Here is a 14,017-nt window from a genome sequence, read left to right on the forward strand (position 1 = left end):
ATTATGCTCGGCGATTTTTACTCTCTCTAAAGTTTGATGAGTCTAGGGGGACTGGAAGAGAGAATCATTCTTGAGTATGCAATTGAAGGGAATGTTTTTTTAAAAATTAACACGAATAGCCCGATCAACGTCTTGATTAGGCTAAATCCCTTTGCTACCGGTTATGTTTGAACACTTTACCAAACGAGCTACAAAGGCCCTTTTATGCGTTTTTATTCTAAGTGTAGGGTTGGGCTAATCGAAATCGAAATTTACCCTCATTAGTGCCGTTCAGATGATTGGTCACTCCATCAAAAAGGAACCCCATCACGCTCTAATTTATAATAAGAGCTCCAACTAAATGAAGCTCATAATGATCTAGCCGGTTCGAAGGAGATTCGATCCTTACAGCTCACAAAGTCTCCTTTTTCCACTTATTTTCAACATAGGTTAGAAAAGCTTGCATTCCTTTAAGCCAAAGAGCCAAAAAGGGTGTCGTAACTGGTAGTACTATCAGGGCATATAGGGGTGCTAATTTAAAATAGTCATGCATGATATCATTCGCTGTAATCTCTGTTGACGGGGTCATTACACGCTCAAAGCCATACTCTAAAATAAGCATCAGCGTAGCACCAACTGACCCCATGAAAAGGGGGATTATAAAACCTAGAAAAGCACATAAAACCCAATATACCCATAGGCGAATGTTCCTGAATGCCTGGAAGTAACCTGAAATACCAGAAATAACAGAGACAGGAAATAGGGATGTCGCAAAAAACCATAACCATCCCCCAAACGATGCTCCCCCAGCCGACATGCCGCCAGCTGCGAAATCTCCGAGAAAAGAAATGATAAAACTCAAAAAAAACATAGTTACCAAACCGTAAATAAGACCTACTAACGTAGAGCGCACATTATACAAATTGTCGCTCCCTCCCCCAAGTGAATTAGTTTATATTATTATTATTTTTCAATAAATTCCACATATTATCAAATACATTTCATTAGAGGGTCGCGCTATCTTTGTTATGTAAGCGTCTTTCGCTACTTATGCTTGAATGTTAATTACTTGGCCCAGTAGATTTGACCTATTCTGAGATTTTCGATGTCGTGGCATGAATGACCGAGATTCCTTTAATTGAAGGACCTATATCAAAAAGTTTAACGTTCGGTTGTAGAGAACCAATCCTGATTACCTGCTTGGGAGGCTGGCTGGGCGACCGCCAACATGAGCACCCCATCCTCACCGTATGTAATCTCAAAAGATCGGACTGCCGATCAGCCCCATCTCACATCCCCCTCAAATCGAATCAAGACGTTATCAGAACTAGAGCGGTATCCAGCACGATCACCATTATTGTTCTAAATTGGCAAACTGCAAGTTCAGGCTAAACAAGGTATACAGAAGCTGATGGGTTGTATCTCTGACGGGAATGATCACACTCGTTAGCATCCGATCTTCCCCTTTTTTAGCATATGCAGTTGGGTCTCATTTGGGCTGGGCGCAAGCTCTCTTCCAAAACCGAATAAGGGGTCAGTGACTGATGCATGCTATGGGATAAAAGGAGGTCCAGATGATGGATAACGAGAAGCAAAAGAACGATCAGACGAAGGATATTTCCCTCGATGGGACGCTGCCGCATCAAATCAGTGCTCCTGACTTCAAAAACTCGTCTCGTACGATTCAAAAGCCATTCGTCAATGAGTTCGGAGTCGTCATCGGTGACAGCTTGTACGAGTCCAAGGAATCTCCCTTACACAACTGGAGCACAGAAACCGACCCCTCCATCATGTCAGGGGATGAGTGGGTACATCCGACCAATGACATTGGCTGGAACTCGATAGAAAACCGTGAGCTCCTCGAGGATCAAGAAGAACCAGATAGAGCGCGTTTTATGCATCCTACCCTCGACGTGAGCAAAGGCAGGGACTAATACCAGCTTTTTCATGCAAGCCCGTTCGGCAGAGGCACTTCTGACCGGACGGGTGTTTTTGGATTGCGCTTGCACCTTGAGTCTCGGGACACTACTCTGACTTGTGTTACAATGGAAGACAAGTAGCAGAAAGGAGCTAGTCCATGAGTATCACACTTGCGATAGAGCCGGCGTTTTCCCTTGCCTATCAACGTTATGCCGGGTTTGTACCTGGAGATACGCTTCGATTATATGTACGAACAAGCGGCCCCGGGACCGGTGGCATGTTTTATGCGATTGAAAAAGATGAGGCCCTCACCGATGATGCTGTGTTTGAAGTAGAGGGGTTGCGATTTGTCATTCGTCCAACTGATTTCTGGTATTTCGACGGGGGACAACTGAGCTACGATCCGCTCTATGGCGAGTACGGCTTTCACTTCACTAATCCTCGTCTAGATGGCAACTAGACAGAAACTTCTATCTGCTTGATTCGTAAGAAAGAATATCTGCCTATATCTTCTGGGAGGAAAAACAATGAAAAAAAGCCGTTCAGTCCTTTTGGCGATCGGTGCTTTCTTACTTGCCAATTTAAAATGGATACTTAGCTTACTGAAGTTTTCGAAATTCGGAACCACCATTATATCCATGGGAATTACCTTGTGGGCGTATGCGGCTTTTTACGGATGGAAATTCGCCGTAGCTCTCGTCTATCTGATCTTCGTCCACGAAATGGGTCATGTGATTGCCGCCAAACGAAAAGGAATCGCGACTTCACCCGCTGTCTTTATTCCTTTTGCGGGAGCCTTCATCGCCATGAAGGACATGCCGCGTGATGCAAAAACGGAGGCGTACTTAGCCTACGGCGGACCCTTGGCGGGGATGATTGCTTTCTTGCCTGCCCTTCCGTTGTATTGGTATACGCAGGACCCTTTCTGGGGGTTGGTTATCTATTTGGGCGCCATGCTCAATTTATTTAACCTGCTGCCCATCTCCCCGCTGGATGGCGGTCGCATCGTTTCGGTATTGTCGACGAAGATTTGGTTTATCGGGTTAGTCGGGCTGGGGGTTATGCTGTTCGCCAATCCAGGACCGATTACTGTGATCATTTTCATCATCGGCTTGATTACGTGGTACAACCGCCTACGTGGCAGCTATCAACAAAAGCTCCTGCAATACGAGCGCGAAAGGATTGCAGACTTCCAGCAAAGCATAGCCAAATGGCCCGCGCTGGAATCGACATGGGATGTTCGCACGCAAATGAATGCCGAGGTAAATGCGATCAACCAGGAAGACTTGAAGAAATTTTACGTTCCATTTGTGCAGGACAAACAACGCCTCCAGCGTGACTTCAAGCGACTCGATAAAGTGTATGTGAACAGAAAATGGGAACTGTTCAGACTGTGGGAACGAGAGCCTGTTCTGTATTACGATTCGGACCCGAACCGACCGATCCCATCTGATACTCTTCGTGATGGAGAGCGTGCGGCGCAAGAGAGGTTAGCCGAACTGGATGAGCAAATGCACCAGCTCACTACGTACTACGATGCACCTGCCTCTACGAAGTGGAAAGTGTTAGTTGCCTATCTCGGTCTCGCTGCTGTACTGTCAGCGTTTTTCGTCTACGCCCAACAAATACTGCACAGGTAACCGCTTGCACTCTGCGTTGCTTGACAAAAATGGATGCCTATCTGCGGCCTTCTCCGAGCGCAAAAACGTGCGATACGGTTATCTGAGGGTCGCTCTTGCCGACCAAAAGGGCAGAAACGCCCTCTATGGTGGTATATCGCTTTTGTACGTTCCACCCAATCAGAGTAAAATAGAAAATAGTACTTTCATAAAATTCCAGAGAGGATGACTTTTTACTTGGACACCGTCCCGATAGTGCTCAACCTACTGCTTGTTATATTTCTTGTTTTTCTCAACGGCTTTTTCGTAGCCGCAGAGTTCTCACTCGTGAAGGTGCGGCAAACGCGCCTGACACAGATGGTGAATGAAGGTAACAGACGTGCAGTCTATGCCCAAAAAGTAACGCATAAGCTAGACGCTTACCTATCTGCCTGCCAGGTCGGGATCACTCTCGCCTCGCTAGGACTGGGTTGGGTCGGGGAACCGGCCATTGCCCATATGATTGTGGAGCCTTTGCTTGGATCTTCTGGATTGCCTGAATATGCGATCTCCGCGATTTCTTTTGGTGTAGCCTTTGCGATTATTACGTTCCTCCACATTGTCTTGGGTGAGTTGGCTCCGAAATCATTGGCCATTCAAAAAGCAGAAATGACCTCGTTGTGGGTTGCCGCGCCATTGATGTTTTTCTATAAATTGCTTTACCCTGCAATCTGGTTCTTGAACGGAACCGCCAACGCCCTCATGAGACGTCTGGGACTCGAAGCGATCTCAGAACATGAAGCGGCGCATACCGAAGAAGAAATTCGCCTTCTGGTCAACCAAAGTCACCAAAGTGGCCATATCGACCAAACCGAATTGAACCTTGTGGAACAAGTTTTTGACTTCTCCGAAACCGTTGCTCGGGAAACGATGATCCCGCGCATAGATATGGTTTGCTTATATACGACGAATACCTTTGAAGAAAACCTGGAGATTATTCGCTCGCAGCGCCACACCCGTTTTCCAGTTGCAGCTGAGGACAAGGACAATATCATTGGTTTTGTCCATGCGACAGACTTTTACCTCTCTGCCTTGCAAGAGGGAAGCGTAGAGCTGGATTCGTTGCTCCGCCCTGTCCTGACTGTACCGGAAACCATGGAAATCAGCACGGTGTTGCGTCTGATGCAAAAAAACCGCTCGCAGCTTGCTATTGTCATCGATGAGTACGGCGGAACAGCCGGTCTCGTGACGATGGAGGATATTTTGGAAGAAATCGTTGGGGATATCCAAGACGAGTTTGACGAGGAAAGACCAGAGATTGAGAAGCTGGATAATGGCCTCTCCGTATCCGGTATGCTCGTGTTGGCTGACCTGAATGACCATCTTCCGTTTGAGCTCGAATCCGAAGATGTAGACACGATTGGTGGTTGGCTGTACAGCCAGCTGGAAGAAGACATCGCTGTTGGTGCAACAGTAGAATGGGAAAACCACCTGTTCACCGTCAAGCAGATGGATCATCACCGTGTCACACGCGTTCTGATTACGCATATGGAAAAAGATGATTCGGAGCAACAAGAACTGTTGACCGTCTCCTAATCATCACACCTCAGCACAAACCAAAGCCCCGCACCTGCTTAGATCGCTGGTGGGGGCTTTTTTTGTCTATGTGGTTCTCTGCCCCATAAGTGGCTTCCAGTCGTCCTCGCCATTGTCCTCCAAAATCCCCATCGTCACATCGCTAATATCCGGGTCAGTGAGCAAGCTGTCGCGAATGCGGTATTTAATATCGTCCGCCACGGCAAGGCTCAGTCCCGTCCGCAGCTCTACATAGCTCTCCACATGGTAAAAACGCCCTTCCTGTACAATTCGCAATTTATTGATGTCCGTCACATCTGGATCAGCAAAAATGACCTTGGCTACCCGATCCTCGATTTCTTTGGGAGCTGCAATACCAATTAAACCGACCATGTTGTCGTACCCTACCTTGAATGCCACACCCACCATGAGAATCCCGATCAGAATGGTGGCAATCCCGTCCAGCAAGGCAAAGGAAGTAAATGTAGTGACGATAACGGCAATCAGCGCCAATAACGCACCGAGCGTCGCTACGATGTCTTCGTAAAAGACAAGTCGTGTCGGCGGAGCGGCACGTCCTACATTCCGAAAGGCTGCTGGGATGACAGCAAAGCCTTTCGCTTCCACTCGCGCTTCATGAACGATTTCGAACATCGCTTTTAAGAGTACGTACCCATCCACAATGACCGCCAGAGACAGAATGATGAAATTCAGCCAAAAGTGGCTGGATTTTGCTGGCTCGGAAATGAGATGGAAGCCTTTGATAATAGTTTCGTAGGCCATGATGGTTACGACGATCACCGCGACCATACAGAAAAGGTTAATGACACGACCAAAGCCTGTAGGGAACCTCGGTGTCGGTTTTTTCTCTGCGAGCACGCTGCCAAAGAAAACGAAGAACTGGTTGACCGCATCGGCTACCGAATGCATTGCCGACGCAAACATGGCTCCGCTCCCACTATAGACAGCCGCAAAGCCTTTTGCGATAGCAAGCCCTGTGTTCCCCAAGGCCGCTGTCGCCGAGGACGTATTTCCTTTTTTTAGCGTTGCCCAGAAAGAGCCCATGGTGTTGCCATTCCCTCCTTGAACGAGACGATTTTCTTTACTATTCCCTATTCGTAAGGAGTGTTCCTTATGAGAAATGGAACATATACACAAAGAAAAGGCAGACATCCGAAGTGGAACATCTGCCTACCCTTGATACCGCTACCTTATGCTACTAATTTCAATCCTGCTACAGCTATAATCACCATGGCGATGCACAAGATTCGCAGCTTGTCTTTTGCTTCTCCATAGAACAACATCCCGACCAGAGCGCTTCCTACCGTACCAATCCCTGTCCAAACCGCATAGGCTGTCCCCATAGGGATTTCTTTCATGGCGAAGGACAAGAGGAAGAAGCTGAGAGAAAAGCCACCGATCAGAACCGCAAACGAGCGGAACGAAGGCTTTTGGTTAACTTGTGTAATCCCCATCACTCCAACGACCTCAAACAACCCTGCAAAAATTAAGGATAACCATGTCATGCCACTTCACCCTCCCTCTTCGGCTTCTCTTCATGATCCGGTGTGACCAGCTTCAACCCAAGGATTCCGCCCAGAAGAAGTGCGATCAAGCCTACTTTCGCCCAACTGAACGGTTCCCCAAACAGGACCATTTCGCTAATAACGGTACCAGCCGTACCCAAACCGACGAAGATCGCATAAACCGTACTCGTCGGCAGGTTTTTCCCTGAATAGACCAAAACACCAAAGCTGATAATAATCGCTAGGATGGTCAACGCCCATGACCAAAAGCCGTCGGCGTGCTTTAAGCCCGCTACCCACATGACTTCAAATACTGCTGCTACGACAACCATCAACCAATATTTCCCCATTTCTGGCTCCCTCCTCTTTCTTTTTCGCTTTTCGCAACGGACGTATCCGTTTTTATCGTTCCCCAAAATACATACTCATCCAAGATGGCTCAGTCTTTCCGAATGCAAAAAAAGCCTCGGGTGAATACCATCACAGATATTCCTCCCGGGCTTTTATCCCTCCGTGTACACGACCGTGGTCGTGGGTTTTCTCTCGGTCCTGACCGGCCAAATGACTGACCGCGGAACCCTAGAAAACTCCGTACATATGCAGTTCTTTTCTTGGGGTAACTCTCACCATCATATCAAAAAACGCCGTGATTGGCAATGAACGTGCGCGCTTCGCTAAAAAAGCAAGAAGCCCAAGCTGATAATGGCGCCTGTCACGATCAGCATCATCAAGCAGTAGCCCATGATATCCCTCGCACCCAATCCAGCAAGAGCTAGCACAGGTAATGCCCAGAATGGCTGAATCAGGTTCGTCCACGCATCCCCCCAAGCAATGGCCATCGCGACTTTTGCATGGGAAACGCCCAGCTCAGTGGCAACAGGCAGCATGATTGGTCCCTGTACTGCCCATTGCCCTCCACCAGAAGGAATGAATATGTTCAATAGGCCTGCACTCCAAAACGTGAACAGCGGAAAGGTAGTAGGCGTTGAGATGCTGATAAACCATTGAGAGACACTCGCTGCCAGTCCTGAAGCCGTCATCATCCCAATGATCCCTGCATAAAACGGAAACTGCACGACGATGCCTGTCGTGGTTTTCACTGCTTCATTCATGGCATCCAAAAACTTGCGCGGTGTCCCATGAAGGAGTATGCCTAGAAACAAGAAGCCCATGATGACGACATCCAAATTCAGCTTAAAGCCTTTATCAGCAAAATAGTAAATCAAATAAATAATTCCGAGTGCTGAAACAAGAATCGAGATCAAACGGCTGTTTTCCATTTTGGAAGCAGGAGTATTGTCGATTGTTGAATCCGCAGCAGCCATTTCTTGTTGCGCGATCCCTTCGCCCTTGAATACAATTGTATCTTTTTCGGCAGGCATCATGAATCTGTTCACAATCGGGAGGACAATCATGATTGCGGCTACGATGGTCAGATTCATTGGTGAAAACATCGTTTCCGAGGTCGGAATGACACCGATGAGGTTTTCCAGGCTATGCTTTTCCGTGGCGATCGTCAAAGGAACAGAGCCAGCAAGCCCTCCATGCCAGACGACAAATCCGCCATATGCGCTGGCGACGAGCAATCGGTAGTCTACCTTTTCCACTTGATTGGCAAGAACACGTGCCAATAGCGCACTGATGACAAGCCCAAATCCCCAATTGATCCAGTTGGCCACACAGGAAACGACGGTGACGAGTACAATCGCTTGTCCTGGCGTCTTTGCCAGTGATCCCAAGGCATTCAAGCCACGCTTACAAATATTCGTACTGGCTAGCGTATGACCTGTAATCAGGATCAAGACCATTTGCATCGTAAAGCTGAGCAGGCTCCAGAAGCCGCCTCCCCAGTAGTTGACCATTTCCATCGGTGTTTTGCCATTGACGACGATCCCGGCAACAAACACGAGGAAGGTCAAAATGATTGCAAATAAAAAGGCATCTGGCAAATAGCGTTGCACCATGCGGACCGAAGCATTCGTTAAGGCTTGAAACACATTTTCATCCCCTTTTCAAAAAGCATTCATGTACGTATGCCTTCCGATATAGCAAGAGGGATACCAATCTGTTTTTCAAGGAAAATGAATGCGCTTTCAAAACAATTGCTCTGTATGCTGACTACTTTTTGCACAGTATGACACTTGTTTGCGCACTTCAGGCGATTAGTCTCTTTCCCCTATTGCTGAATCCAATCCGTACATTTGCAGCTTGTAGAGAAGTGCCCGCCGTGATATGCCTAGCCTTTTCGCTGTCTGTAGCTTGTTGCCGCGTTCTTTGCGTAAGGCATGGGCAATTGCTTCCTGCTCGACCTGGGCAATGATTTCCCGCATGGTTCTTCCTTCATAGCTGATTTTGCCATGGCTTGGGATCTGTTCGCTCATCTTGTTATCCTGAATGGGGGATAAGACATGCTCGTGACCGATAACTGCTCCTCCGGTCAAAACAACAGCCCGTTCGATCGTATTCTCCAGCTGACGCACATTACCTGGCCAGTGATAGGCGATTAGCGCTTCCGTGGCAGCAGCGGACAAGCAGAGATCATGCTTCCCTGCCTCTTTTCCATATTTAGCGAGAAAGTGACGGATTAGCAGAGGAATGTCCTCTTTTCGCTCACGAAGCGGCGGCATGCGAATCGGAACGACATTGAGCCGGTAGTAGAGATCCTCGCGGAAAAGCTCCTGGCGAATTCTTTCCTGCAAATCACGATTGGTGGCAGCAATCACGCGAACGTCAACCGATATAGCCTCGATGCCCCCTACCCGAATAAATACACGATCCTGCAAAAACCGTAGCAGTTTTACCTGCAAAGAAAGGCTCAGTTCTCCTACTTCGTCAAGGAACAAAGTACCTCCATTCGCAAGCTCCAACAGTCCTTGCTTGCGATGAACGGCTCCTGTAAATGCACCCCGTTCATAGCCAAACAACTCGCTCTCCAGCAAATTTTCAGGAATCGCGCCGCAATTGACAGGAATGAGTGGCTTGTCCGCCCGCGGGCTATTGGAATGGATCGCTCTTGCAATAAGCTCTTTGCCTGTTCCGCTCTCCCCTTCAATCAACACAGTGGCTTTAGATATCGCTACTTTTCCCACCAGCTTGTACACGTTTTGCATAGCCGGACTCAGTCCAATCAAGCTGGTTCTGTTTGGATTCGCTTGCTCTTCCTGTAGGACTTTCCCGACTTCGCCTTGCTCAAGCAGCTCTCCCTGTGTGAGTGCATGAGCAACGACTTGTTTGACCTGCCCCAAGTCAAATGGCTTTTGCACATAATCAAATGCTCCCAGCTTCATTGCCTCCATAACGTCACTGGCGGAACCATAGGCAGTCATCATCACGACTCTCGGGAGCCTTCCCTTTCTCTCGTTCAGGCGGCGCAACGTATCCATGCCGTCTAATTGAGGCATACGCAGATCCAAAAGCATGACTTGCGGGCAAAAGCGTTCGACCTGTTCCAAAGCCTCTACCCCACTGCCAGCCTCCAGGAGCTCGTATCCCATTTTGCGCAGCGTAGTTGACAATGCCCTTCTCACATTGGCCTCGTCGTCTACGATCAGCACTTTGCTCGTCATCACAATCCTCCTTTTGCCCGAATCGGTAGTACGACAGTAAAACAAACGCCTTCGGGGGTATTTTGAGCAAAAATATGTCCGCCATATGCTTGCACAATCCGTTGGGAGATCGCCAGTCCTAGTCCCGTACCTGTTTGCTTCGTCGTGAAAAACGGTTCGAATATAGCCAGCAGATTTTCCTCCGCAATAGGCGGACCTTCATTCGTTACCTGGACATGCACATCATTATTTATGTTTTTGATATCAATCTGGATACGACCTTCCATAGGCTTTGCTTGCAGTGCGTTGTGCAATATATTTAAAAACACCTGCTTTAACAACTCTGGTGAAGACATCACGGCAGGAATATCCTCGTTATAAACAAGCTGTACATTCACTCCGTTGAAGCCCTCGGCATGTTCCATCAGCTTGAGCGTGTGCTGGATTACCTCTTGCACACGCACAGGTACGTTCGACTCTTCATTGGGACGAGAAAATAACAAGAGCTCGTCAGTAAAACGGCTCAGACGTTCGACTTCCTCCACAATAATCCCTGTGTATTCCCGAGAGCCATGGTCTTTTGGCCATTCCTCCTCGATGATCTGGGCGAAAGCTTTGATAGCCGTCAACGGATTGCGTACCTCATGGGCAATGCTAGTCGCCCACTCACCTATGACCGCCAGCCGCTCAGCTTGAGCCAGCCTTGACTCCATCCTCCGCCATTGTGTGCGATCCTCCAGCACGACGATCGCCCCCAGCACTTCCTCTGTCGTATTTTTCCAAATGGAAGAGCTGACCTTTAACCAGAGCACTCCCCTGTCCGGATGCTGATGGCGCCACATCGCATCCCGAATCGCTTGACCGTTTTGCAGCGTATCCAACAGGATATGAAGGAGGGCCTCACTCTCTGTAAAAACTTCCGTGTAATGCATCCCCTTTGCTCGACTGGACGTGAAGCCAATCATATGTATCGCTGTCTCATTCCATGCAATCAGGTGCCCGCTCTGATCCAACGCGAGGACTCCACTGTCCATGCTATTCATGATTGTCTCCGTGCGGCTTCGGCTAGCCTGCAAATCACTCGCCAGATTGTTAATCGCACCTGTAATTTCTCCAGGCTCTCCGTCCATTTTCCTCAAGCGAAAGGAAAGGTCTTGGCTAAGCCGCTTCAGCCCTGACTTGATCTCTGACAAAATCACTTCAAAGCGATGGACGAGCAAACCGCTGGCCGCTGCTGCGATCATACAGCCAATGCCCAAAATCGCATAAATGCTTTGTCTCATTCCCGCGAGTTGTATATCGATCGTAGACATGAGCTCATTCGCCCAAGCATAGCCGATCACTTGATCATTTCGAATGAGCGGAACCATGGCGTTCATGATGTTGCCGCGTACTTGTTCGCCGATTACTACATCAGTCTGCCTTGTCTGCATGACACTGCGACCCGGATGGGTTTCGCTAATTGATTGTCCTATGTACAAGCTCATTTCATTGCTGGGTCCATACGTCACGATGGAATCGAGAGCTGCGGAATAATACCCGACGCCAATTCCCGGATGGGCTAGAGCGATCCGATCTGTAAGCGGTTGCATTTTCTCGTTTAATGCTTGAAGCTTGTGCTCTTTTTCCGCCTTTTCTAATCCAGCTTCCACGACGATGGTGTCAAAATCTTTCGACAGCGCAAAATCCAGCTGCTGCGTGATGGCGATTAGCTTTTGTTTCTTTTCCGCCAGTAAAGCCTGCTCTGCCGATTTTACCAATACGATTCCGGTAATGATAATCGGTAAAACGGTGACAACAATGACAGCCATGACAAAACGTATGCGGTAAAGATATGTTTTCATAGAAGATTGCCTCCTTATGGTATTCTAACATACAGAAGCATCACACACAGGAAGAGAGGAACGTATATATGACAACCGTTTTGTTCGTTTGTCTGGGCAATATTTGCCGCTCACCCATGGCCGAAGCCGTATTTCGCCATCTCGTAGAGTCTGAGGGATTGGCAGGGGAAATCTCCATCGATTCAGCGGGGATCGGTGGCTGGCACGCAGGTGAACCTCCGCACAAAGGTACACAAAAAGTGTTGACCGAGAATGGGATTGCCCATGACACACTGCGTGCTCGCCAAATTGTCACACAGGACTTCTCGGAGTATGACTACATCGTCTGCATGGATGAGGAAAATTTGTCCGCACTCAAGCAAATGGCGCCTTCCGGTAAAAAGGTGTACCGCCTGCTCGACTTTGCCGATTCTGCCCAGGAACAAAATGTGGAAGACCCTTATTATACGGGGCGATTCACGTATGTGTATGACCTGGTGAATGCGGGTTGCCGCGGGCTTTTGAACGAAATCAAAGCCAATATCGCAAAAAAGGGATAGCCCGTCACCAGGGCCATCCCTTTTTCTTATACGGCAACCGTCTCCTTCTCAACCAGTCGATTCAACCAGCTCTTCGTACTCGCTATCAAGCGCTTGTAGCTGTCCGCCGAGGAAAAAGTATGATCTCCCCCTACAACTACTTCTGTTTCGCAACCCCCCCGTCTCCGCAGATGCAGCTCTCGCTCATAATGAAACATAGCATCCACCGCAATGACGTCATCCCGATTGCCATGCAGGATTAACACATCTCCCTCAAACTGCTTGGCTTGTCGTAGCGGGAGAGCAGTACCGAGCGACTGAAAAAAGCGCTTCTCCAATCCGTAGCCCAAATGATCCGTTTTGCCGTATGAAAGTGCTTCCTTGTATTCCTTTTCCCCCACGATCCGAACGATATCATCGAAGGGACGTGCTACCGGTGCCCATAGAATGAGGGAGTGTATTCGTTTATCCTGGCTCGCTGTCAGCACACTGACCGCACCACCCAAACTATGCCCTAGCAGGCACACACGCTCCTGATCTACCTGTTCCAGTGTGAAAACATGGTCGAGAACATCTCGTGTTTGTGCAAGCAAGACGTCCAAACCACCAGCTCCATAATCGCCATCGCTTTCCCCGCAGCCTCCGTAATCGAAGCGCAGTACGCCAAAACCGTGTGAAGCTAATTCTCTGGCAGCTTTTACAAACAAGCGGTTCACTCCAATCCGACTGCCGATAAAGCCATGGCAAATGACAACCAACGGGTATTTCACTCTGATCTTGCCTGTTGTGCATGTAGGTTCATGCAGGGTAGCCGTCAACGAAATCGTGTCGCTGGGTATTTGTAAAATCCGTTCCAAAGAACTCACCTCTTTTATTTTTAGTATTCCGAGTTGTTTACTTAGTTATTATTTTTATTATCTTCATTTCCATGAACGCTGTCAAGATGAACCGGAAAACTCAATGAAAAATCATCCTGTACGGTTTATGATGGAGGGGAACGTGTCGCGATATAATAAGAGTGCTTGCTTTGCTAGAGCTGTTGCACCGAAGATAGAATTGTGAGGAGAAAACTATGTCCGATTTGCGGAAAGAAACCTTGGAAAAAATCAAAAACGGTGATTTCACCTGTTCCAAGGAGCTGACCTTGTCTATGTTCAGCGGAAAATGGAAAGTCGTGATTCTGTGGCATTTAGGGGTAGAAGGCCCGCATCGCTTCAGTGAGCTGCAACGGCTGTTCCCAAAAATCACTCATAAAATGCTGACGAATCAGTTAAAAGAGCTAATCGAAGACGGAATTGTTCACCGGGAAGTATACCCGGAGATTCCCCCGCGGGTGGAGTATTCCATGACGGAGTTGGGGATGACCCTGCTGCCCATTGTGGAAATGATGTATGAGTGGGGCGAAATGCGGATGGGGCAGTTGAAGCTGGAATTGGGGGAGGCGTCCTCTGACTAGCTGCTGTGGTGGGGAGGAAACAGGAGAAAACGCTCAGATTCTTGGAACACCTGCGC

General features: G+C 48.4%; 14 protein-coding genes and 1 riboswitch. Of the genes, 6 read left to right on the forward strand and 8 right to left on the reverse strand.

Features of this window, described 5'->3' with window-relative positions; all coding sequences use genetic code 11:
• Positions 1-391 precede the first annotated feature (391 nt).
• Positions 392-892: a hypothetical protein gene (locus tag HP570_RS27660; protein ID WP_173627818.1), complete on the reverse strand. Its 501-nt coding sequence runs from the start codon at positions 890-892 to the stop codon at positions 392-394.
• A gap of 664 nt (positions 893-1,556) precedes the next feature.
• Here HP570_RS27660 and HP570_RS27665 point away from each other — a divergent pair.
• From HP570_RS27665 to HP570_RS27680, 4 genes are all read left to right on the forward strand, one after another.
• Positions 1,557-1,913: a DUF3905 domain-containing protein gene (locus HP570_RS27665; protein ID WP_142498342.1), complete on the forward strand. Its 357-nt coding sequence runs from the start codon at positions 1,557-1,559 to the stop codon at positions 1,911-1,913.
• A 143-nt stretch (positions 1,914-2,056) separates the two neighbouring features.
• Positions 2,057-2,359 carry an iron-sulfur cluster biosynthesis family protein gene (locus tag HP570_RS27670; RefSeq protein WP_173627777.1) on the forward strand — a complete coding sequence of 101 codons (303 nt, stop codon included), beginning with the start codon at positions 2,057-2,059 and terminating at the stop codon, positions 2,357-2,359.
• Between the two features lie 67 nt (positions 2,360-2,426).
• Positions 2,427-3,539: a site-2 protease family protein gene (locus HP570_RS27675; RefSeq protein WP_173627778.1), complete on the forward strand. Its 1,113-nt coding sequence runs from the start codon at positions 2,427-2,429 to the stop codon at positions 3,537-3,539.
• Positions 3,540-3,755: 216 nt separating this feature from the next.
• Complete coding sequence (locus tag HP570_RS27680) at positions 3,756-5,093, forward strand: hemolysin family protein (RefSeq protein WP_173627779.1); 1,338 nt, start codon at positions 3,756-3,758, stop codon at positions 5,091-5,093.
• Positions 5,094-5,159: 66 nt separating this feature from the next.
• Here HP570_RS27680 and HP570_RS27685 read toward each other — a convergent pair whose 3' ends face one another.
• The 6 genes from HP570_RS27685 to atoS form a co-directional block, all read right to left on the reverse strand.
• A complete protein-coding gene (locus HP570_RS27685) occupies positions 5,160-6,137 on the reverse strand; it encodes a cation diffusion facilitator family transporter (RefSeq protein WP_173627780.1) in 978 nt (325 codons plus the stop codon).
• Between the two features lie 146 nt (positions 6,138-6,283).
• Positions 6,284-6,598, reverse strand: coding sequence for a DMT family transporter (locus tag HP570_RS27690; RefSeq protein ID WP_016738882.1), 315 nt, complete (start codon positions 6,596-6,598; stop codon positions 6,284-6,286).
• The gene (locus HP570_RS27695; RefSeq protein ID WP_173627781.1) at positions 6,595-6,948 is read right to left on the reverse strand and encodes a DMT family transporter; all 354 of its coding nucleotides are present in this window, start codon (positions 6,946-6,948) and stop codon (positions 6,595-6,597) included. Before HP570_RS27695 ends, HP570_RS27690 begins: the two co-directional genes overlap by 4 nt.
• 140 nt (positions 6,949-7,088) lie before the next feature.
• A riboswitch (guanidine-I (ykkC/yxkD leader) is annotated at positions 7,089-7,192 on the reverse strand.
• Positions 7,193-7,272: 80 nt separating this feature from the next.
• Positions 7,273-8,595 (reverse strand): short-chain fatty acid transporter, encoded by a 1,323-nt coding sequence (locus HP570_RS27700; protein ID WP_173627782.1) that lies wholly within the window; start codon positions 8,593-8,595, stop codon positions 7,273-7,275.
• Between the two features lie 165 nt (positions 8,596-8,760).
• Positions 8,761-10,164: a sigma-54-dependent transcriptional regulator gene (locus HP570_RS27705; protein ID WP_173627783.1), complete on the reverse strand. Its 1,404-nt coding sequence runs from the start codon at positions 10,162-10,164 to the stop codon at positions 8,761-8,763.
• Positions 10,164-11,987 carry a two-component system sensor histidine kinase AtoS gene (atoS, locus tag HP570_RS27710; protein WP_173627784.1) on the reverse strand — a complete coding sequence of 608 codons (1,824 nt, stop codon included), beginning with the start codon at positions 11,985-11,987 and terminating at the stop codon, positions 10,164-10,166. The genes HP570_RS27705 and atoS overlap by 1 nt, the downstream gene beginning before the upstream one ends.
• Before the next feature lie 68 nt (positions 11,988-12,055).
• Between atoS and HP570_RS27715 the strand changes: the two genes are divergently transcribed.
• A complete protein-coding gene (locus tag HP570_RS27715; protein WP_064202359.1) occupies positions 12,056-12,526 on the forward strand; it encodes a low molecular weight protein-tyrosine-phosphatase in 471 nt (156 codons plus the stop codon).
• 26 nt (positions 12,527-12,552) lie between these two features.
• Here HP570_RS27715 and HP570_RS27720 read toward each other — a convergent pair whose 3' ends face one another.
• Positions 12,553-13,371, reverse strand: a complete 819-nt coding sequence (locus HP570_RS27720) for an alpha/beta hydrolase family protein (protein ID WP_173627785.1) — start codon at positions 13,369-13,371, stop codon at positions 12,553-12,555.
• Positions 13,372-13,577: 206 nt separating this feature from the next.
• On the opposite strand from HP570_RS27720, the gene HP570_RS27725 reads away from it, so the two are divergent.
• On the forward strand, positions 13,578-13,961 hold the full coding sequence (locus HP570_RS27725) for a winged helix-turn-helix transcriptional regulator (protein WP_173627786.1): 384 nt from the start codon (positions 13,578-13,580) through the stop codon (positions 13,959-13,961).
• Positions 13,962-14,017 lie beyond the last annotated feature (56 nt).

It is taken from the genome of Brevibacillus sp. RS1.1, assembly GCF_013284365.1.
Classification (GTDB): domain Bacteria; phylum Bacillota; class Bacilli; order Brevibacillales; family Brevibacillaceae; genus Brevibacillus; species Brevibacillus brevis_D.